At 71.4% G+C, this 18588-nt stretch carries 17 protein-coding genes; 7 read left to right on the top strand and 10 right to left on the bottom strand.

Annotated features, from left to right (window positions below; genetic code table 11):
* Positions 1 to 38: 38 nt before the first annotated feature.
* Positions 39 to 998, top strand: a complete 960-nt coding sequence (locus KBX26_RS33060) for a GNAT family N-acetyltransferase (RefSeq protein ID WP_210866269.1) — start codon at positions 39 to 41, stop codon at positions 996 to 998.
* A gap of 75 nt (positions 999 to 1073) precedes the next feature.
* Here the strand turns inward: KBX26_RS33060 and KBX26_RS21565 are convergent, their stop codons facing one another.
* On the bottom strand, positions 1074 to 1529 hold the full coding sequence (locus KBX26_RS21565; protein WP_030328953.1) for a gamma-glutamylcyclotransferase: 456 nt from the start codon (positions 1527 to 1529) through the stop codon (positions 1074 to 1076).
* Between the two features lie 106 nt (positions 1530 to 1635).
* Between KBX26_RS21565 and KBX26_RS21560 the strand changes: the two genes are divergently transcribed.
* A complete protein-coding gene (locus KBX26_RS21560; protein WP_030328951.1) occupies positions 1636 to 3039 on the top strand; it encodes an NAD(P)H-quinone dehydrogenase in 1404 nt (467 codons plus the stop codon).
* A gap of 39 nt (positions 3040 to 3078) precedes the next feature.
* Here KBX26_RS21560 and KBX26_RS21555 read toward each other — a convergent pair whose 3' ends face one another.
* Both KBX26_RS21555 and KBX26_RS21550 read right to left on the bottom strand, forming a co-directional pair.
* A complete protein-coding gene (locus KBX26_RS21555) occupies positions 3079 to 3720 on the bottom strand; it encodes a DUF998 domain-containing protein (RefSeq protein WP_210866268.1) in 642 nt (213 codons plus the stop codon).
* Between the two features lie 182 nt (positions 3721 to 3902).
* Positions 3903 to 4523, bottom strand: coding sequence for a DedA family protein (locus KBX26_RS21550; RefSeq protein ID WP_036410846.1), 621 nt, complete (start codon positions 4521 to 4523; stop codon positions 3903 to 3905).
* Between the two features lie 502 nt (positions 4524 to 5025).
* Here KBX26_RS21550 and thrS point away from each other — a divergent pair.
* The gene (gene thrS / locus KBX26_RS21545; protein WP_210866267.1) at positions 5026 to 6243 is read left to right on the top strand and encodes a threonine--tRNA ligase; all 1218 of its coding nucleotides are present in this window, start codon (positions 5026 to 5028) and stop codon (positions 6241 to 6243) included.
* A 47-nt stretch (positions 6244 to 6290) separates the two neighbouring features.
* Here thrS and KBX26_RS21540 read toward each other — a convergent pair whose 3' ends face one another.
* The 4 genes from KBX26_RS21540 to KBX26_RS21525 all read right to left on the bottom strand — a co-directional run bounded on the left by KBX26_RS21540 (position 6291) and on the right by KBX26_RS21525 (position 11074).
* The gene (locus tag KBX26_RS21540; RefSeq protein WP_210866284.1) at positions 6291 to 8204 is read right to left on the bottom strand and encodes an ABC transporter ATP-binding protein; all 1914 of its coding nucleotides are present in this window, start codon (positions 8202 to 8204) and stop codon (positions 6291 to 6293) included.
* A 188-nt stretch (positions 8205 to 8392) separates the two neighbouring features.
* Positions 8393 to 10126 (bottom strand): ABC transporter ATP-binding protein, encoded by a 1734-nt coding sequence (locus KBX26_RS21535; protein ID WP_210866266.1) that lies wholly within the window; start codon positions 10124 to 10126, stop codon positions 8393 to 8395.
* A complete protein-coding gene (locus KBX26_RS21530; protein ID WP_030328938.1) occupies positions 10120 to 10602 on the bottom strand; it encodes a MarR family transcriptional regulator in 483 nt (160 codons plus the stop codon). Before KBX26_RS21530 ends, KBX26_RS21535 begins: the two co-directional genes overlap by 7 nt.
* 25 nt (positions 10603 to 10627) lie before the next feature.
* Positions 10628 to 11074, bottom strand: a complete 447-nt coding sequence (locus KBX26_RS21525; RefSeq protein WP_030328935.1) for a DoxX family membrane protein — start codon at positions 11072 to 11074, stop codon at positions 10628 to 10630.
* Positions 11075 to 11157: 83 nt separating this feature from the next.
* Between KBX26_RS21525 and KBX26_RS21520 the strand changes: the two genes are divergently transcribed.
* Entirely contained in the window at positions 11158 to 11718 is a 561-nt protein-coding gene (locus KBX26_RS21520) for a TetR/AcrR family transcriptional regulator (RefSeq protein WP_210861366.1), read from the top strand.
* A 93-nt stretch (positions 11719 to 11811) separates the two neighbouring features.
* Here the strand turns inward: KBX26_RS21520 and KBX26_RS21515 are convergent, their stop codons facing one another.
* On the bottom strand, positions 11812 to 13251 hold the full coding sequence (locus tag KBX26_RS21515) for a GuaB1 family IMP dehydrogenase-related protein (RefSeq protein ID WP_030328931.1): 1440 nt from the start codon (positions 13249 to 13251) through the stop codon (positions 11812 to 11814).
* Between the two features lie 161 nt (positions 13252 to 13412).
* Positions 13413 to 14009, bottom strand: coding sequence for a LysE/ArgO family amino acid transporter (locus KBX26_RS21510; RefSeq protein ID WP_030328928.1), 597 nt, complete (start codon positions 14007 to 14009; stop codon positions 13413 to 13415).
* A 70-nt stretch (positions 14010 to 14079) separates the two neighbouring features.
* On the opposite strand from KBX26_RS21510, the gene KBX26_RS21505 reads away from it, so the two are divergent.
* Entirely contained in the window at positions 14080 to 14973 is an 894-nt protein-coding gene (locus KBX26_RS21505) for a LysR family transcriptional regulator ArgP (protein ID WP_210866265.1), read from the top strand.
* A gap of 18 nt (positions 14974 to 14991) precedes the next feature.
* Here KBX26_RS21505 and KBX26_RS21500 read toward each other — a convergent pair whose 3' ends face one another.
* A complete protein-coding gene (locus KBX26_RS21500; protein ID WP_030328923.1) occupies positions 14992 to 16743 on the bottom strand; it encodes a biotin carboxylase N-terminal domain-containing protein in 1752 nt (583 codons plus the stop codon).
* Positions 16744 to 16893: 150 nt separating this feature from the next.
* On the opposite strand from KBX26_RS21500, the gene KBX26_RS21495 reads away from it, so the two are divergent.
* Positions 16894 to 17505 carry a PadR family transcriptional regulator gene (locus tag KBX26_RS21495; protein ID WP_030328921.1) on the top strand — a complete coding sequence of 204 codons (612 nt, stop codon included), beginning with the start codon at positions 16894 to 16896 and terminating at the stop codon, positions 17503 to 17505.
* Positions 17506 to 17626: 121 nt separating this feature from the next.
* Positions 17627 to 18586, top strand: a complete 960-nt coding sequence (locus KBX26_RS21490; RefSeq protein ID WP_030328919.1) for a daunorubicin resistance protein DrrA family ABC transporter ATP-binding protein — start codon at positions 17627 to 17629, stop codon at positions 18584 to 18586.
* Positions 18587 to 18588: the final 2 nt, after the last annotated feature.

Below are 18588 nucleotides of genomic sequence, written 5' to 3'. Positions count from 1 at the left end.
GCGGCGCCCCGGCGGCTCGGCTGCCAGGATGTCCTGCCGTGACCCTTCCCGCTGGTTGGACAACGCGCCGCCCCACCCTCGACGACGTGCCGGCGATCCTCGCGGTGGTGCACGCCGCCGACACCTTCGCCATCGGCCACCCCGACTTCGACGCCGAGGACGTCACGGCGTCACTGACCGCCAGCCACTTCGACCCGACCCGGGACTCCTGGTTGGCGATCGACCCGGACGACACAGTGGTCGGCTGGGCGACGGTGGACAACCCGAGCGGGGTGGGCCGGGAGTTCGTGGAGGTCTACGTCGAGCCGGTGCGGGGCGCCGCCGTCCGCGCGCCGCTGCTGGTTCGCCAACTGGACCGGGTCGCCGAACGCGCGGCCGAGCGGGGGTTGCCGTCGCTCACCGTCCGCTGCGCGGTCTTCGCCCCCGAACATGACTGGGAACAGACCCTTCGCGCGCTCGGTTTCGCCCGCGTCAAGCGGTACGTCCGAATGAGCCGACCGTTGGACGATCTGCCCGACGAGCCGGCCGCACCCGCGGGCGTGACCGTGCGGCAGGTCCGCCCGAACCACGAGACCGACCTGGTCGAGTTCCACCGGATCTACGAGGCCGCCTTCGGTGACACCCCGGACCACGAACCGTTGTCGTACGAGCGGTGGCGGGCCCGCATCGGCGACCTGACCGCCTGGGACGAGTGGTTCGTCGCCGAGGTGGACGGGGTGCCGGTCGGCGCGTTGCAGTCCTCGGATCAGGCACTCGACCAACAGTCGGGCTGGGTGAAGACCCTGTCGGTGCTGTCCGCGTACCGTCGCCGGGGTGTGGGTGCGGCGCTGCTGCGCCGCGCCTTCGCCCGCTACGCCGAGAAGGGGCGGAAGTCGGCCGGTCTGGGCGTCGACCTCACCAACCCGACCGCCCCGCTGTCGCTCTACCGGTCGGTGGGCCTGCGGGAAACCCACTGGACCGACATGTACGAACGGTCCGTCCCGGCGGCCCGTGTGTGATTGACGACCCCGGGCGGGCCCGACCGGCCCCGCGGTCGACAGCGGTAGCAGACTGGAGGCGTGCGATACGCGCTGCTACGCCGACGCGGTGCCGGTGGGGCGGGCCCGCAACTCGGTGACGTAGTCGTCCGGGGCGCCCGCCTTCTCGGCGGCGTTCGCGATCTCCGACAGGTACCACGAGGTCGGCAGGCCACCCTCGTACCCGTTGAAGACGTAGATCCACGCGGTCACGTCGCCGTCGAGGGTGGAAACCCGGACGTGCAGCTTGCGGTACGTCCCGGCGGCGACGCCCTCCAGCTCGTCGAGCTGCTCGGCGTCGTACGGGTGGATGTCGTAGAGCGCCACGAAGACCCGGTCACCGGGAGACTCGACGAGGGTGCTCACCGCACCCTCCCAGCCGATCACGTCCGCCCCGGCGAAGGTCAGCCGCCAGCCCTCCAGCCAGCCGGTGCCCACCATCGGCGAATGCGGACAGTAGGCACGCATCCGGGCGGGGTCGAGATTTGAGCCGTAGGCGGCGTGATGACGCACGGCGATGACGATAGCCCGGCCGACGGGTGGGGGAGAATACGACAGTGCGTGTCGAACGCGTTCGGGAGAAGAAAGTCACTGTGAGCATGGACGAAGGGCGAACGCTGTGAGCCAGATCGTGATCATCGGTGGGGGGCCGGCCGGGTACGAGGCGGCACTGGTCGCCGCCCAGCTGGATGCCGATGTCACCGTGGTGGAGGCCGACGGGGCCGGCGGCGCCTGCGTGCTCTCCGACTGCGTACCGTCGAAGACCTTCATCGCCAGCTCGGGGGTGGTCACCGGATACCGGGACACCGAGGAGTTCGGGGTGCACTCGGACGGCCTGGAGGCGGTCACCGTCGACGCGCGGGCGGTGCACGAGCGGGTCAAGCGGCTGGCCCTGGCGCAGTCCGCTGACATTCACGCCAAGCTGCTGAAGGCGGGCGTCACCTTCGTGGCCGGCACCGCCCGGCTCGGCGAGGACTCCCTCGGGCACACCCACCGGGTCGTCGTCAGCCCCGCCGACGGCGGCGAGGAGTACTCGATCGACGCGTCCACCGTGCTGGTGGCCACCGGCTCGACACCCCGTCAGCTGCCCACCGCCGTACCGGACGGTGAGCGCATCCTGACCTGGCGACAGGTGTACGACCTGCCGGAGCTGCCCGAGCACCTGATCGTCGTCGGGTCCGGCGTGACCGGTGCGGAGTTCGCCAGCGCGTACCTGGCCATGGGGGTCGAGGTGACCCTGGTCTCCAGCCGCGACCGGGTGATGCCCCACGAGGACGCCGACGCCGCCTCCGCGATCGAGCGGGTGTTCCGCAACCGGGGCATGGAGATCCTCAACAACTCCCGGGCCGACGCGGTCCGGCGTACCGCCGACGGCGTCGAGGTGGAACTCTCCGACGGCCGTAAGGTGACCGGCTCGCACGCGCTGATCACCGTCGGGTCGATCCCGAACACCGCCAACCTGGGCCTGACCGAGTACGGGGTGCAGCTGGGCCGGGGCGGCTACGTGACAGTCGACAGGGCCTCCCGGACCAACGTGCCCGGCATCTACGCCGCCGGTGACTGCACCGGCGTGCTGCTGCTGGCCAGCGTCGCCGCCATGCAGGGCCGGATCGCCATGTGGCACGCGCTCGGCGAGGCGGTCCGCCCGCTGCGGCTGCGGACCGTCGCGGCGAACGTCTTCACCGATCCCGAGCTGGCCACGGTGGGTGTCTCGCAGGACGAGGTGGACGCGGGCAAGGTGCCGGCCCGACAGGTGATGCTGCCGTTGTCCGGCAACGCCCGGGCCAAGATGGACGACCTCTCCGACGGCTTCGTGAAGTTGTTCTGCCGCCCGGCCAGTGGTCAGGTGATCGGTGGTGTGGTGGTCGCTCCGAAGGCCAGCGAGCTGATCCTGCCCATCACCATGGCGGTGGAGAACAACCTCACCGTCAACGAGCTGGCCCAGACCATCACCATCTACCCCTCGTTGTCCGGCTCGATCACCGAGGCGGCCCGCCAGCTCATGCTGCACGAGCTGGAGTAGCCGCCCCTTCTCGACGATCGTGGAGTTGTGGTGGGTGGTTCACGCCGCGATGCCCCCTTGGTGAGGTGCCACAACTCCATGATCGACGGCCGCGCGGGTCTGGGCCAGCGCGATGGTCGCCAGCACTGCCACCTCGGTGACGATGAGCAGTCGCTCGGCCAGGCCGATCAGCAGACGGTCGCCGGGGTAGGCGGACCAGATCATCGCCGCCGCCAGGGTCAGGCTCAGCAGGACGAGGGTGCGTAGCATTCGGGCGACCGGCGCCAGCTCGGATCGACGGGCGAGCAGCCAACCGGCCGCCGGCAGTGCCAGAAAGGCGACCACCGAGGCGTACCGGTGCACGTAGGCCGCCGTGGTCATGGCGGTGCCTGGCTCGTTCGTCGGCACCACCGCGGCCAGGAGCAGCCCGGTCACCCACGCGCCGAGCAGCAGGTCGGTTGCCGGGGCGGGCCGTGCCGGCGCGGCGCGGCGCAGTCCGTACAGCAGCGCCACGGTGGCGAGCGCCAGCACCACCATGGCGACGTCGATCACGCCGCCGCGGTCGGAGACGGCGAAGTCGCTGATGGTCAACGCCCAGGGGTTGAGGTCGTCGTTGACTTCGAGGTGACCGATGACGGTGAGCAGCGCCGCCAGGGCGATCCCGCCCAGGGCCAGCAGACCGGTACTCCGGGTTCCAGGCATGCCTCAGCCTGTCGCCGTGGGCACCCCAGCCGGATCCGGGACAGCCACCGAAATCTCTCCCCGGGACCACCCCTAGAGGCCCGCCGCCAACCCGCCGCGATCTTGCACTTTCGGTCGTTCTTATCTGCGGGCATGCCCCAATAGTTGGGACAGAAAGTGCAAGATCGCGAAGGTTGCGACACTCAGTCGATGGGGACGTCGACTGTGGCTGCGGCGCGGGCGTGGCGGGCGCTGACCAGGGTCATGGCCCAGCCGGCCGCGGCGAAGCCGGCCGCCGCGGCGGTGGCGATGATGGCCAGCCGCCACGCCGACTCGGTCAGCGCGGTGCCTCCGAGGTGCCCGACCAGGGCGCCGTAGGTGGCCCAACCCAGTGCGGCGACGGCCTCGTAGAGCACGAACAGGCGGTAGGGGTAGCGGCTGCGCCCGGCCGAGAAGCAGGCCGCCATCCGTCCGCCGGGCACGAACCGGCAGAGCAGGATGACCATCGGCCCGGGTTGTCGCAGCCCCTGGGTGACCCGGCTGGCCACCCGGCGGGCGCGGCTCAGTTCGGCGTGCCGGGGCGGGCGCCGGTCCGGCGCGCTGCGTCCGAGCAGGTAGCAGGCCAGGTCACCGGCGAACACGCCGAGTGCGCCGACGGCGATGGTGACCGGCAGGCTGAGCCCGCCGTAGACGGTGAGCGCACCACTGGTGATCATGACGATCTGGGTGGGTATCACCGGTACGAAGGCGTCCGCGATCAGCAGAGCGAGCAGCACCAGGTACGCCCACGTCGGCGACGCGACGTCAGTCAGAAGTTCGGGCACGCCTGCCACCTCGCCGGATGCGGCCGATTGGGTGTCTTGAGCCTGACGTCGTGTCCGGCGTCACCGTGGAGGGCCCCGGCCCGTCGTGACCGTCGACACCACTGGGCCACCCAGCTGCAACGAGACTGATCGCTGCCGGGTGACGGGTTCGGAGGGCGGTCCACCCGTTCGAGGCGGGCGGCGGATCGGCGTTCGTCGGCGTACCGTTGTCGGCGCGGCCACGCCCGTCGGGTCCCCCGTTCCTGACGATTCGGCCGCCAGGGCCGCCGGCGGGTCCCGCGCCGGCGGCCCACCCCGTAAATCCAGGTGCGTCCCCGATCGTCGCGCGGGTACGGTCGCCCCATGCGCAGCGCGGTAGTGCAGACCACGACGCCGGGAATCCCCGGCGCGCCGCTCTGACGTAACCACCGTCGACCAGGCCCCGGGGCGATCCGCCCCCGAGGGCAGTGCGCCGAACGGAGCTCAGGTCGCCTCCGGGTCGTACCCGATCCAGGAGCCCGACATGATCGACCACCGTAGGCTCGGCCGCGAGCTGGACCTCTTCGTCTCCGATCCGCTGGCCGGCGCCGGCCTGCCGATCTGGCTGCCGGCGGGCGCCGCCGCCCGGCACGCCGTCGAGGAGTACGTCCGGGAGTTGGAGCGCCGCTCCGGACACCAGCACGTCTACTCGCCGCCGCTGGGTAAGCGGGAACTCTTCGAACTCTCCGGTCATCTCGGCTACTTCGCCGACGACATGTTCCCGCCGATGCGGCTGAGCGCCGACGACGAGTTCGTGCTCCGGCCGGCGCTCTGCCCGCACCACGCGCTGGTCTTCCGGGCGCGGGGCCGCTCCTACCGGGAGTTGCCGTTGCGGATCGCCGAGCTGGGCGGGATGTACCGCTCGGAGCGTTCCGGCGTGCTCGGCGGGCTGTCCCGGGTCCGCGCCATCTCGCTCAACGACGCGCACACCTTCTGTGCCCCCGAGCAGGTCGGCGCGGAGGTCGTCGAGATCCTCGGGCTGATCCGCGCCGCGCACGCCGCGCTCGGCGTCCGTCCGGCCGGGTTCCGGTTGTCGCTGCGCGGGCCGGGCGAGAAGTACGTCGGCGACGACGCGCAGTGGGCCCGCGCCGAGGCGCTGCTCCGAGAGGCGCTGGCCGGGGTGGAGTACGTGGAGGCGCCGGGGGAGGCCGCCTTCTACGGACCGAAGATCGACATTCAGATCGTCGACGCGGCCGGCCGGGAGTCGACCATCTCCACCATCCAGGTGGACTTCGACAAACCGGAACGGTTCGACCTGTCGTACACCGATTCGGATGGCGGCCGGCGTCGACCGGTGATGCTGCACCGCAGTCTGGTCGGCAGCATGGAGCGGCTGTTCGCGTACCTCATCGAGGTGCACGAGGGGGCGTTCCCGGCCTGGTACGCGCCGGTGCAACTGGTGCTGCTGCCGGTCGACGCCGGCCAGGCCGGCGCGGCGGCCGACCTGGCCCGCCGGGCGGCCGAGGTCGGCCTGCGGGTCGATGTCGACGTCGCCGGCTCGCTGGGCGCCCGGGTACGGGACGCGGCCCGCCGCCGCGTCCCGTACCTCGGGGTGTTGGGTGCGCGGGAGGTTGCCGACGGCCACCTCGCGCTGCGGCTGCGCGGCGGCCACGCCCTGGCTCCGATGCCCGCCGACGCCGCGCTCGCCCTGATCGGTGGGCAGGTCGCGGCCCGCGCCGCCGACCTGCTGCCGCAGGGCTGACCGACTGCCGGATCCGGGGCGGACCGCTGTACGCATGGCGGTCCGCCCTACACCGACGCCGGTTGCGCGGCTGGTTCCTCGTCGACCACCGCACCGGTGAACTGCGAGCGGTAGAGCCGGTGGTACGCCCCCTGGGCGGCGAGCAACTGCTCGTGGGTGCCCTGCTCGACGATCCGACCGTCCTCCATCATCAGGATCAGGTCGGCGTCGCGGATGGTGGAGAGCCGGTGCGCGATGACGAAGCTGGTCCGGTCCGAGCGCAGCGCGGCCATCGCCCGTTGCAGCAGCACCTCGGTGCGGGTGTCCACCGAGCTGGTGGCCTCGTCCAGGATCAGCAGGGACGGCTCGGCGAGGAACGCCCGCGCGATGGTGATGAGCTGCTTCTCGCCGGCGCTGACGTTGCTGCCCTCCTCGTCGATGACCGTGTCGTAGCCGTCGGGCAGGCTGCGCACGAACCGGTCCACGAACGTGGCCCGGGCCGCGGCGAGGATCTCCTCCTCGGTGGCGTCCGGCCGCCCGTAGGCGATGTTGTCCCGGATGGTTCCGCCGAAGAGCCAGGTGTCCTGGAGCACCATGCCGATCCGGCCGCGCAGGTCGTCGCGGCGCATCGTGGTGATGTCCACCCCGTCGAGTGTGATCCGGCCGGCGTCCAGCTCGTAGAAGCGCATCACCAGGTTGACCAGTGTGGTCTTGCCGGCACCGGTCGGGCCGACGATGGCCACCGTGTGACCGGGCTCGGCGACCAGTGACAGGTCGTCGATCAGCGGCTTGTCCGCCTCATAGCGGAACGAGACGTGCTCGAACTCCACCCGACCGTGCGGGTCGGTGACCCGGGCCGGTTCGACCGGGTCGGGGGTCTGCTCGTCCGCGTCGAGCACCGCGAAGACCCGCTCGGCCGAGGCCACCCCGGACTGGAGCAGGTTGGCCATCGAGGCGAGCTGGGTGAGCGGCTGGGTGAACTGGCGGGAGTACTGGATGAACGCCTGCACGTCGCCGAGGCTCATCGTGCCGGAGGCCACCCGCAGCCCACCGACCACGGCGATCGCCACGTAGCTCAGGTTTCCGATGAACATCATCGACGGCATGATGATCCCGGAGATGAACTGCGCCCCGAAGCTGGCCCGGAACAGCTCCTCGTTCTTCGCGTGGAAGGCGGCCTCGACCTCACGCTGCCGGCCGAAGACCTTCACCAGCTCGTGACCGGTGTACGCCTCCTCGATCTGGCCGTTCAACTCGCCGGTGTGCGTCCACTGGGCGATGAACTGCTTCTGCGAGCGCTTGGCGATGCGCTGGGTGACCAGCACCGACAACGGCACCGCGACCAGGGCCACCAGAGCCAGCACCGGCGAGATCCAGAACATCACGGCCAGCACCCCGATGACGGTCAGCAGCGAGGTGAGGAGCTGGCTGAGGGTCTGCTGGAGGCTGGTGGAGATGTTGTCGATGTCGTTGGTGACCCGGCTGAGCAACTCACCGCGCGGCTGCCTGTCGAAGTAGGGCAGCGGCAGCCGGTTGAGCTTCTCCTCCACCTCGGCGCGCAGTCGCAGCACCGTGCGCTGGACCACGCCGTTGAGCAGCCAGCCCTGCCACCAGGACAGCAGGCTCGCCGCCAGGTAGAGCCCGAGCGCCAGCAGCAGCACCCGACTCAGCGCGCTGAAGTCGATGCCCACCCCGGGCACCACGTCCATCCGGGCCAGCATGTCGGCGAAGCTGTCGTTGCCGCTGGCCCGGGCCGCCGCGACGGCCTGGTCGGCGGTGGTGCCGGCGGGCAGTTGCCGGCCGATCACCCCAGTGAAGATCAGGTCGGTGGCGTGGCCGAGGATCTTCGGCCCGGCCACGCTGAACCCGACGCTCACCACTGCCAACGTGATGATCGCGGCCAGGTGCAACCGGTGTGAGCGCAGCCGGCCGAGCAATCGTCGGGCCGACGGGCCGAAGTTCATCGACTTCTCGGCGGGCATCCCGGCGCCCATCCACCCCGGGCCGCCGCCCTGACGGCCGGGCGGCAGCCGCTTCGGCGTCCGCGCGTCCCCGCCGGGCTGCTGCGCGGCGTCGCCGGGCTGTTGTGGCGCGTCGCCTCCCGGCGTCCGCGGCTCGCCGGCCGGCTTCTGACTGGGTACGGCCGCGGTGCGCGGCTCCTCACGCTCGCTCATGCCGCCACCTCCGTCGTCTGCTGCGAGGCCACGATCTCGGCGTACGTCGGGCAGGTCTCCAACAGCTCGGCATGTCGTCCCACTCCGACGACCCCTCCGTTCTCGAGAACGATGATCTGGTCGGCGTCGATGATCGTGGAGACCCGCTGGGCCACGATCACCACCGCGGACTGTGCGGTGACCGGCCGTAGTGCCGCTCGCAGCCGTGCGTCGGTGCCCAGGTCGAGCGCGGAGAACGAGTCGTCGAAGAGGTAGATCTCCGGTTGCCGGACCAGCGCTCGGGCGATGGCGAGACGCTGCCGCTGCCCACCGGAGACGGTGGTGCCGCCCTGCGCGATCGGGGCGTCCAGCCCGCCGGGCATCTGGGCCACGAAGTCCCGGGCCTGGGCGATCTCCAGCGCCGTCCACAGCTCCTCGTCGGTGGCGTCCGGGTTGCCGTAGCGCAGGTTGCTGGCGACCGTCCCGGTGAACAGGTACGGCCGCTGCGGCACCAGGCCGATGCGTCGCCACAGCTCGTCCGGTGCCAACTCCCGCACGTCCACCCCGTCGACCAGCACCGCGCCGGCGGTCACGTCGACCAGGCGGGGGATCAGCGACAGCAGTGTCGTCTTGCCCGCTCCGGTGCTGCCGATGATGGCCGTGGTGGTGCCCGGGGTCGCCCGGAAGGAGATGTCGCGCAGCACCGGCTCCACCGCTCCCGGGTACTGGAAGCGCACCCCGCGCAGCTCCAGCTCGGCCCGGGTGGGCAACTCGGTGACCGGCGCGGTGGCCGGAACCACCGAGGAGTCGGTGTCCAGCACCTCGACGATCCGCTCGGCGCACACCGCCGCGCGCGGCACCATCATCAGCATGAAGGTGGCCATCATGACCGCCATCAGGATCTGCATCAGGTACTGCAGGAACGCGGTGAGCGCGCCGACCTGGATCGCGCCGGCGTCCACCCGCTGCGCGCCGAACCAGAGCACCGCCACGCTGGAGACGTTCAGCACCAGCATGACCACCGGGAAGATCAACGCCAACAGTCGACCGGTACGCAGCGCGGTGGCGGTCAGGTCGGCGTTGGCGACGGCGAAACGGTCCGTTTCGTACGGCTCGCGGACGAACGCGCGGACCACCCGGATGCCGGTGATCTGCTCCCGCAGCACGCGGTTGACAGTGTCGATGCGGGTCTGCATCAGCCGGAAGCCCGGCACCATCCGGCGGATGATCGCGCCGAGGGCGATGGCCAGCACCGGCACGCTGACCAGCATCAGCCAGGAGAGCCCGACGTCCTCACGCAGCGCCATGAACACCCCACCGACGCTCATGATCGGTGCGGCGACCAGCATCGTGCAGCTCATCAGCACGAGCATCTGCACCTGCTGCACGTCGTTGGTGTTGCGGGTGATCAGCGACGGCGCCCCGAACCGGGCCACCTCGCGGGCGGAGAAGCGGTTGACGTGCCCGAACAGTTCGGCGCGTACGTCCCGGCCGAAGCCCATCGCGACCCGGGCGCCCAGGTAGACGGCGGCGATCGAACAGATGATCTGGATCAGGCTGACCAGCAGCATCCAGCCGCCGGTGCGCACGATGTAGTCCGTGTCGCCCCGGGCCACGCCCTGGTCGATGATGTCCGCGTTGAGGCTGGGCAGGTAGAGCGAGGCCATGGTGCCCACGAACTGGAGCAGCACCACCGCCAGCAACGGTTTCTGATAGGTGCGCAGTTGGCCGCGCAGGAGTCGGATCAGCACGCCGGGTCCTCCGCTTCGGTGGGGCGTCCGGTCATCCGCGGGTCGTCTCCGCTGCCGATGACCTCAAGCAGAAACTCCCGGATCACCTGGGCTTTCGCCGGGTCAGCGTCGACCGAGGTGAGTGGCCGTCCGGAGTGCATGAGCGCGCCGAGCGCAGCCACTCGTTCCCGGCCGGCGGGGGTGATGGCGAGTCGGATGCTGCGTCGGTCGCTGTCGTCGCGCTGCCGCTCGACCAGACCGTCACGCTCCAGCGTGTCCACGATGCCGGTCAGGGTCGCCGGGCGGACGAACCCCTTCTCGGCAACCTTGCGGTGGGGTAGCTCGCCGTGTCGGGCGAGCGTCATCAGGGTGATCATGCCGGCCTGGGTGAGGCCGTGCTCCTCGGCGAGGTAGCGGTTCCACCGCTGCCCGACGAGGTGCCCGGCCACCACCAGGAGACGGCCGAGCGGCACGTCCTGGAGGGTGATGAGTTCCACGAGAGGTAGATTAGCCCCCTGATAGTCAGGCACCAAACGAAATTACCGTGGCGGCGGCCACGAACAGGATCTGCAGGGCGGTGCGCTGGGCCAGCGGGGTGACCGGGCGGCCGGCGAGGGTCAGCTGGCGACGGGCGGCCGAGACGTTCGCCGGAAACATGGCCAGCATGAGCAGGCCGAGTCCGGCCGCCGCCACCCGGGCGGTCGCCGGCAGCAGCAGGCCGATCGCGCCGACCAGCTCCAGTACGCCGGTGACGGTGACCAGCAGGTCCGGCCGGGGCAGGCGGGGCGGGACCATGGCGATCAGTCCGGCCCGGCGGGGGCCGGCGAAGTGCGCGACGGCGGTCAGCGTGAACATCACGGCCAGTCCGACGCGCAGCGCGGGGATCCAGCCGTCCAGTGCGGCGATGCCGGCCAGGCCGGCGAGTCGGGCCAGAGCGGTGCCGGCGATCAGGGCGATCAGGGGTGCCATCGGAATCCTCCTCAACGAAACTTGTCAGTGACAAGATTCGCCGACGCGTGGCATCTTGTCAATGACAAGATTAGGATTCGCTGGTGACCGACAGCCGCTCGTACCATCACGGCGACCTGCGCCGCGCGCTGCTCGCCGCGGCGCTGGAGGCCATCGAGGAGGTCGGGCCCGTCGCGCTGAGCCTGCGCGACCTGGCCCGACGGGCCGGCGTCTCGCACGCCGCGCCCGCCCACCACTTCGGCGACAAGGCGGGCCTGCTCACCGCGCTCGCCACGCAGGGCTTCGACCTGCTGACCCAGACGTTGACCGAGGCGGATGGCGACCTGCTGGAGGCCGGCGTCGCCTACGTCGACTTCGCCGTCACGCGCCGCGCGTACTTCGAGGTGATGTTCCGGCCGGAGCTGCACCGGGCCGACGACGCCGAGCTGATCGCCGCCCAGGGTCGGGCCGGCGCCGCGCTCCGCGCCGGGGTGGCGACACTACCCACCGGCGACGCGCCCGCCGACCCCGGTCGGGACGCGCTCGCCGCCTGGTCGATCGCCCACGGCTTCGCCACCCTCTGGCTGGCCGGCGCGCTACCCGACCGAGTGGGCGACAACCCCCGCGAGGCAGCCCGCACAGTCCTGCGCCGACTGACAACCTAACCCCCGCCCTTTCCTCTGTTGATCATGAAGTTGTTGCCATGACACGCGACGCGGGAGGCAACAACTTCATGGTCAACCGGAGTGGGGTGGGGGTTACCAGCTGGTGGGGAGGGGCATTCCTTCGGTGAAGCCGGCGGCGCTCTGGACGCCGACGATCGCCCGCTCGTGGAACTGGGTGAGGTTCCGGGCGCCGGCGTAGGTGAAGGCGCTGCGTACCCCCGCGATGATCTCGTCGATCAGGTCCTCGACGCCGGGACGGGCCGGGTCCAGGTGCATCCGGGCCGAGGAGATGCCCTCCTCGAAGACCGCCTTGCGGGCCCGGTCGTACGGGCTGTCGTCGGCGGTTCGGGCGCTGACCGCCCGGGCCGAGGCCATCCCGAAGCTCTCCTTGTACCGCCGGCCGTCCACGTCGGTGTACAGGTCACCGGGGGACTCGTAGGTGCCGGCGAACCAGGAACCGATCATCACGTTCGACGCCCCGGCGGCGAGCGCGAGCGCCACGTCCCGGGGGTGCCGCACCCCACCGTCGGCCCACACGTGCCGGCCCAGTTGGCGGGCGGCCGCCGCGCAGTCGAGGACGGCCGAGAACTGCGGTCGACCCACGCCGGTCATCATCCGGGTGGTGCACATCGCACCGGGGCCGACGCCGACCTTGATGATGTCCGCACCCGCCTCCACCAGGTCGCGTACGCCCTCGGCGGTGACCACGTTGCCGGCCGCCACCGGCACCCCCGGGTCCAGCTTGCGGACCGCCTGGAGTGCGGAGATCATCCGTGCCTGGTGGCCGTGCGCGGTGTCCACCACCAACGTGTCCACCCCCGCCTCCAGCAGCGCCGAGGCCTTGCCGGTGACGTCACCGTTGATTCCGACGGCGGCGGCGATCCGCAGCCGACCGCGGTCGTCCACGGCCGGCGTGTAGAGGGTGGCCCGCAACGCGCCCTGTCGGGTCAGCACCCCGACCAGCCGGCCCTCGGTGTCCACCACCGGGGCGAGTCGGCGACGGCCCGCCGAGAGCAGATCGAAGCCGGTACGCGGATCCGAGTCCGCCGGGACGGTGTGCAGCTCGGTGGACATCACGTGCCGCAGCTGGGCGAACCGGTCCACGCCCGTGGTGTCCGCCTCGGTGACCACACCCATCGGTCGGCCGGCGTCGTCGACCACGATGACCGCACCGTGCGAGCGCTTGGGCAGCAGGTGGATGGCGTCGCCCACGGTGTCGGTCGGGCCGAGCGTGATCGGCGTGTCGTAGACGAGATGGCGCTGTTTCACCCAGGCGACGACATTCGCCACCACCTCGATCGGAATGTCCTGCGGGATCACCGTGATGGCACCCCGGCGGGCGACCGTCTCCGCCATCCGCCGTCCGGCGACCGCCGTCATGTTCGACACCACCAACGGGATGGTGGTGCCGGTGCCGTCGCCGGTGGACAGGTCGACGTCGAGCCGGGAACCCAGGTCGGAGCGGGCCGGCGCCATGAAGACGTCGGTATAGGTCAGGTCGTGCGCGGGGACCGCGCCGTGAAGGAACCGCACCCGGCAATCATTCCCGCTCGCGGTCGGTTCCACCGCCGGTGGTCGTGGAAAACACTCGCGTCGTTGCTGGCCTGGCCCGGTTGGCGCCCGCCCGCCCGCACGGTCCGGCCGGGGGCCCGCCTGGCCCGGGTGGCCTGGTCGTTCTCCGCCGGCGGGGCCGGTCAGCCCAGCAGGAGTGCCACGGCCAGGCCGGTCATCACCACGGCGATGACCGCGTCCAGCACCCGCCAGGCGGCGGCACGGGCGAGCAGTGGCGCGAGGCGCTGTGCGCCGACGCCGAGCGCGGTGAACCAGACCCCGCTGGCCACTGCGGCGCCGGCGCCGAAGACCCACCGGTGCGGGTGTTGTTGGGCCACCCCGCCGAGGAGCAGCACGGTGTCCAGGTAGACGTGGGGGTTCAGGTAGGTGAAGGCGGCGCACGCGAGCAGGGTGGCCCCCAGGGAGGCCGGCGGCCGTTCGGTGGGCAGCAGGGCGCCCGGACGCAGGGCACGGCGGGCGGCGAGCCCCGCGTAGCAGAGCAGGAACGCCGCGCCGCCCCACCGGATCGCGGCCAGCAGGCCCGGTCGGTCGGCCACCAGCGTGCCGACCCCGGCGACGCCCGCGGTGATCAGCAGCGCGTCCGACACGGCGCAGGTCAGCACCACGGGTACCACGTGCTCGCGGCGCAGACCCTGGCGCAGGACGAAGGCGTTCTGGGCGCCGATGGCGACGATGAGCGCGATGGAGATCGAGAAGCCGGCGACGGCGGAGGTGAGCACGGACTCGACGCTAGGGCTGCCGACGATCACCAGTCCAACTAAAGATTCTGACGCAACTTAAGCTGAGCTGATGGATGGTCTCGACTCGGCGCAGCTGCGGACGCTCGCGGCGGTGGTGGCGGAGGGCAGCTTCGACGCGGCGGCCCGGCTGCTGCACGTCACGCCGTCGGCGGTGAGTCAACGGATCAAGGCGTTGGAGGAGACCGTCGGCCAGGTGCTGGTCCGCCGCGCCCGACCGTGCGTGGCGACCGACGCCGGCCGCCCGCTGCTGCGCCTCGCCGGCCAGCTGCTGCTGCTCGAACGGGAGGCGCTGGCCGACGCCCGCGGCCCGCTGGCCGGCGGTGGCCGGATCCGGGTCGCCGTGGTGGTCAACGCGGACTCCCTGGCCACCTGGTTCCCCGCCGCGCTGGCCCGGTTGCCGCAGCGGGCCGGGCTCTCGTTCGACCTGCGGCAGGACGACCAGGACCACACCGCCGAACTGCTCCGCGACGGCTCGGTGACGGCGGCGGTCACCGCCCAGCGGGAGGCCGTGCAGGGCTGCCGGGTGCTGCGACTCGGCGCCATGCGCTACCGCGCGCTGGCCACCCCGGAGTTCGCGGCGTCCCACTTCGCCGGCGGATTCACCGCCGTCACGCTGGCGAGCGCGCCACTTGTCGTCTTCGATCGGAAGGACCGGGTGCAGCACCGCTTCATCCGGGCGGTGGCCGGTCGGCCGCTCGACCCGCCGGTGCACTACGTGCCGTCGGTGCCGGCGTTCAGCGAGACGATCCGGCTCGGGTTGGGCTGGAGCCTGGTGCCCGAACAGATCGCCGAGGCCGACCTGGACGCCGGCCGCTGGGTCGACCTCGCGCCGGGCCGACACCTCGACGTCCCGCTGTACTGGCAGCACTGGCGGCTGGAGTCGGACGTGCTGACCGCGCTGACCGCCGCCGTCCGCGCGGTCGCCACCGAAACCCTGCGCTGACTGGCGCCGAGCGGCGGCTCAGGCGATGGTGCAGATGGGGGCGCCAGCGGTGATCACGGCACCGACCTCGGCGCTGAGGCCGCTGACCGTGCCCGCCTTGTGCGCGTGCAGCGGCTGCTCCATCTTCATCGCCTCCAACACCACGACCAGGTCACCCTCGGCCACGGTGTCGCCGTCCGCCACCGCGATCTTGACGATGGTGCCCTGCATCGGCGAGGTGAGCGTGTCGCCGCCGACCGGAGCGCCGGCCTTGGCACCGCCGCCGCGCCGGGTCGGCTTGCGGGAGGCGGGTGCCGCTGTGGTCGTACTCCCGCCGAAGCCGGCGGGGAGGCTGACCTCGAGGCGCTTGCCGCCCACCTCGACCACGACGGTGTCGCGTTCGGCCGGCGCGTCGGCGGTGCCGGCGGCGGCGGTGAACGGCGGCACGGTGTTGTGGAACTCCGTCTCGATCCACCGGGTGTGCACTGTGAACGGCTCGGCGGTGAACGCCTCGTCCCGCACCACGAGCCGGTGGAACGGCAGCGCGGTGGCCATGCCGTCGAGGACCATCTCGTCCAGCGCGCGGCGGGCGCGCTCCAACGCCTCGGTCCGCGTCTCACCCGTGATGATCACCTTGGCGAGCAGTGAGTCGAAGTTGCCGCCGATCACGTCGCCGGCCGAGATGCCGGTGTCGACCCGAACCCCCGGCCCGCTGGGCAGGCGCAGCGCGGTGACAGTGCCCGGGGCGGGCAGGAAGTTGCGGCCCGGGTCCTCGCCGTTGATCCGGAACTCGATCGCGTGCCCGCGCGGGGTCGGGTCCTCGGTGATACGCAGCTTCTCGCCGTCGGCGATCCGGAACTGCTCCCGGACCAGGTCGATGCCGGCGGTCTCCTCGGTGACCGGGTGCTCGACCTGAAGGCGGGTGTTGACCTCCAGGAAGGAGATGGTGCCGTCGACGCCGACCAGGTATTCCACGGTGCCGGCGCCGTGGTAGCCGGCTTCGCGGCAGATCGCCTTGGCGCTGTCGTGGATCTGGGCCCGCTGGGCGTCGGTGAGGAACGGCGCGGGCGCCTCCTCCACGAGCTTCTGGTGGCGTCGTTGCAACGAGCAGTCCCGGGTGCCCACCACGATCACGTTGCCGTGCTGGTCGGCGAGGACCTGCGCCTCGACGTGCCGGGGCTGGTCGAGGTACCGCTCGACGAAGCACTCGCCCCGACCGAACGCGGCGACCGCCTCCCGGGTGGCCGACTCGAAGAGCTGCGGGATCTCCTCCATGGTGCGGGCCACCTTGAGGCCGCGCCCACCGCCACCGAAGGCGGCTTTGATGGCGACCGGCAGGCCGTGGTCGACGGCGAACGCCATCACCTCGTCCGGGCTGCCCACCGGGTCCGGGGTGCCCGGGACCAGCGGCGCGCCGGCCCGCTGGGCGATGTGCCGGGCGGTCACCTTGTCACCGAGGTCGCGGATGGCCTGCGGGGTGGGGCCGATCCAGGTCAGCCCGGCGTCGATGACGGCCTGGGCGAAGTCGGCGTTCTCACTGAGGAAGCCATAACCCGGGTGTACGGCGTCGGCACCGGCCCGAGCGGCGACGTCGAGCAGCTTGTCGATGCGCAGATAGGTCTCGGTCGCACTGTCCCCGCCGAGCGCGTACGCCTCGTCCGCGAGCGTGGCGTGCAGGGCGTCGCGGTCGGAGTCCGCGTAGACGGCGACGCTGCCCAGGCCGGCGTCGCGGCACGCGCGGATCACCCGGACGGCGATCTCGCCGCGGTTGGCGATGAGTACCTTGCGCACCTTCGTGGCTCCTCCCGGGCAGGTTACTGACGGGGAGTGTATCGGCCGCCCACGGTGGCCCTAACGATCGCTCAGTGTGGGATGCCGCACTGCGCCCGCCACGGTTTAGTCAAACTTGGCTATTACGCTTATCGGGTGTCTTCGACTCGGATGATGATTCTCGGTCTGGTGCGGTGGATGCAGCCCGTGCACGGCTACGACGTGCGCCGCGAGCTGCTGAGCTGGAGCGCCGACAAGTGGGCGAACGTGCAACCCGGATCGATCTATCACGCTCTGCGCAAGCTCACCGAGGAGGGGCTGCTCCGCGCCGTCGCGACCGAGCAGGTCGGCGCCCGCCCGGCGCGCACCACGTACGAGGTGACCCCCAAGGGGGAGGACGAGTTCGAGACGTTGCTGCGCAATCTGTGGTGGAACATCAGCGAGCCCGCCGACCCGTTCGTGGCGGCCTTCTCCTTCCTGCCGGCCATGCCGCGCGCCGAGGCGGCCGCGGCCCTGCGTAACCGGGCCAACCTGCTGCGCGCCGGCATCGAGTCGATGCGTGCCTCGCTCGAGTCGGACTGGGTGCGCAACCGCAAGCCGGCGCACGTGGGCTGGATGTTCGAGCTGTGGTCGGCGCGGGCCGAGGCGGAGATGAGCTGGTGCGAGCGGATCGCGGAGCGGATCGATTCCGGAGTGTCGTACCTGCCTGCTGAGCTGGATGAAGCGCAGGGTTGGTCGGGGTGGAAGGACGGCGAGGTGCCGTCCGGCACCGACACGGAATAATCAACGTTGACTAGAAAAGTTATATCGCGTTAGCCTGCTGGCGGCACAGCGGGGGAGTGCGCCGTCCGGCGTCGTCCCACTCGACGGCCGGCGCTACCGGCCTGAACGACCAGGAGCAGAAATGATCGAGACCAGGGGGCTGCGGAAGTCGTTCCGCTCCCGCGCGGGTCGAGAGACGAAGACGGTGGACGCCGTGCGGGGCGTCGACCTTGACGTCGCCAAGGGCGAGATCTTTGGCTTCCTCGGCCCGAACGGCGCCGGCAAGACCACCACGCTGCGGATGCTCGCCACGCTGATCGAGCCGGATGGCGGCGAGGCCACCATCGCGGGCGCCGACCTGCGCAAGGACCCGGCCGAGGTGCGCCGCCGCATCGGGTACGTCCCGCAGGGCGGCAGCACCTGGGACGAGTCCACCGCCCGTGAGGAACTGGTGCTGCACGCCCGGATGTACGGCATCAGCAAGGCCGACGCGCAACGCCGCGCCGCCCGCGCCCTGGACGCCTTCCAGCTCACCGAGTACGCCGACCGCAAGTGCAAGACCTACTCCGGCGGCCAGCGACGCCGGGTCGAGATCGCCCTCGGCATCATCCACGAGCCGAAGATCGTCTTCCTGGACGAGCCGACCACCGGCCTCGACCCGCAGAGCCGCGCCCACATGTGGGACGAGATCCGGCGGCTCCGCAGCGACGGCATGACCGTCTTCATCACCACGCACTACCTGGACGAGGCCGACGCGCTCTGCGACCGGATCGCGATCATGGACAACGGCGAGGTGGTGGCCGAGGGCACCCCGGCCGAGCTCAAGCGGGAGATCTCCGGAGACGTGGTGCTGGTCGGTCTCGACCTGGCCGCCACCCCGCAGGCCGCCCAGGCACTCGACGGCGAACCGTACGTCAACAAGCTGGAAACCGCCGACGAGGGCGGCCTGCGCCTCTATGTCGACGAGGGCGCCACCGCCATTCCGCAGGTGCTGCGCCGACTCGACCACGCCGGGCTGGAGCTGCGCTCGATCGAGCTGCACCGACCCAGCCTGGACGACGTCTTCCTCACCAAGACCGGCCGCTCGCTGCGCGAGTCCTGACC

The organism is Micromonospora sp. C97, from assembly GCF_018070385.1.
Lineage (GTDB): Bacteria > Actinomycetota > Actinomycetes > Mycobacteriales > Micromonosporaceae > Micromonospora > Micromonospora parva.
This window is presented reverse-complemented; position numbering and strand designations above follow the sequence as displayed.

Bases quoted from the DNA above. Each gene is read 5' to 3' on its own strand.
- KBX26_RS21555 (WP_210866268.1), bottom strand. From the start codon at position 3,720: ATGCCTGGAACCCGGAGTACCGGTCTGCTGGCCCTGGGCGGGATCGCC.
- thrS (WP_210866267.1), top strand. From the start codon at position 5,026: ATGATCGACCACCGTAGGCTCGGCCGCGAGCTGGACCTCTTCGTCTCC.
- KBX26_RS21540 (WP_210866284.1), bottom strand. From the start codon at position 8,204: ATGCCCGCCGAGAAGTCGATGAACTTCGGCCCGTCGGCCCGACGATTG.
- KBX26_RS21525 (WP_030328935.1), bottom strand. From the start codon at position 11,074: ATGGCACCCCTGATCGCCCTGATCGCCGGCACCGCTCTGGCCCGACTC.
- KBX26_RS21505 (WP_210866265.1), top strand. From the start codon at position 14,080: ATGGATGGTCTCGACTCGGCGCAGCTGCGGACGCTCGCGGCGGTGGTG.
- KBX26_RS21495 (WP_030328921.1), top strand. From the start codon at position 16,894: ATGATGATTCTCGGTCTGGTGCGGTGGATGCAGCCCGTGCACGGCTAC.
- KBX26_RS21490 (WP_030328919.1), top strand. From the start codon at position 17,627: ATGATCGAGACCAGGGGGCTGCGGAAGTCGTTCCGCTCCCGCGCGGGT.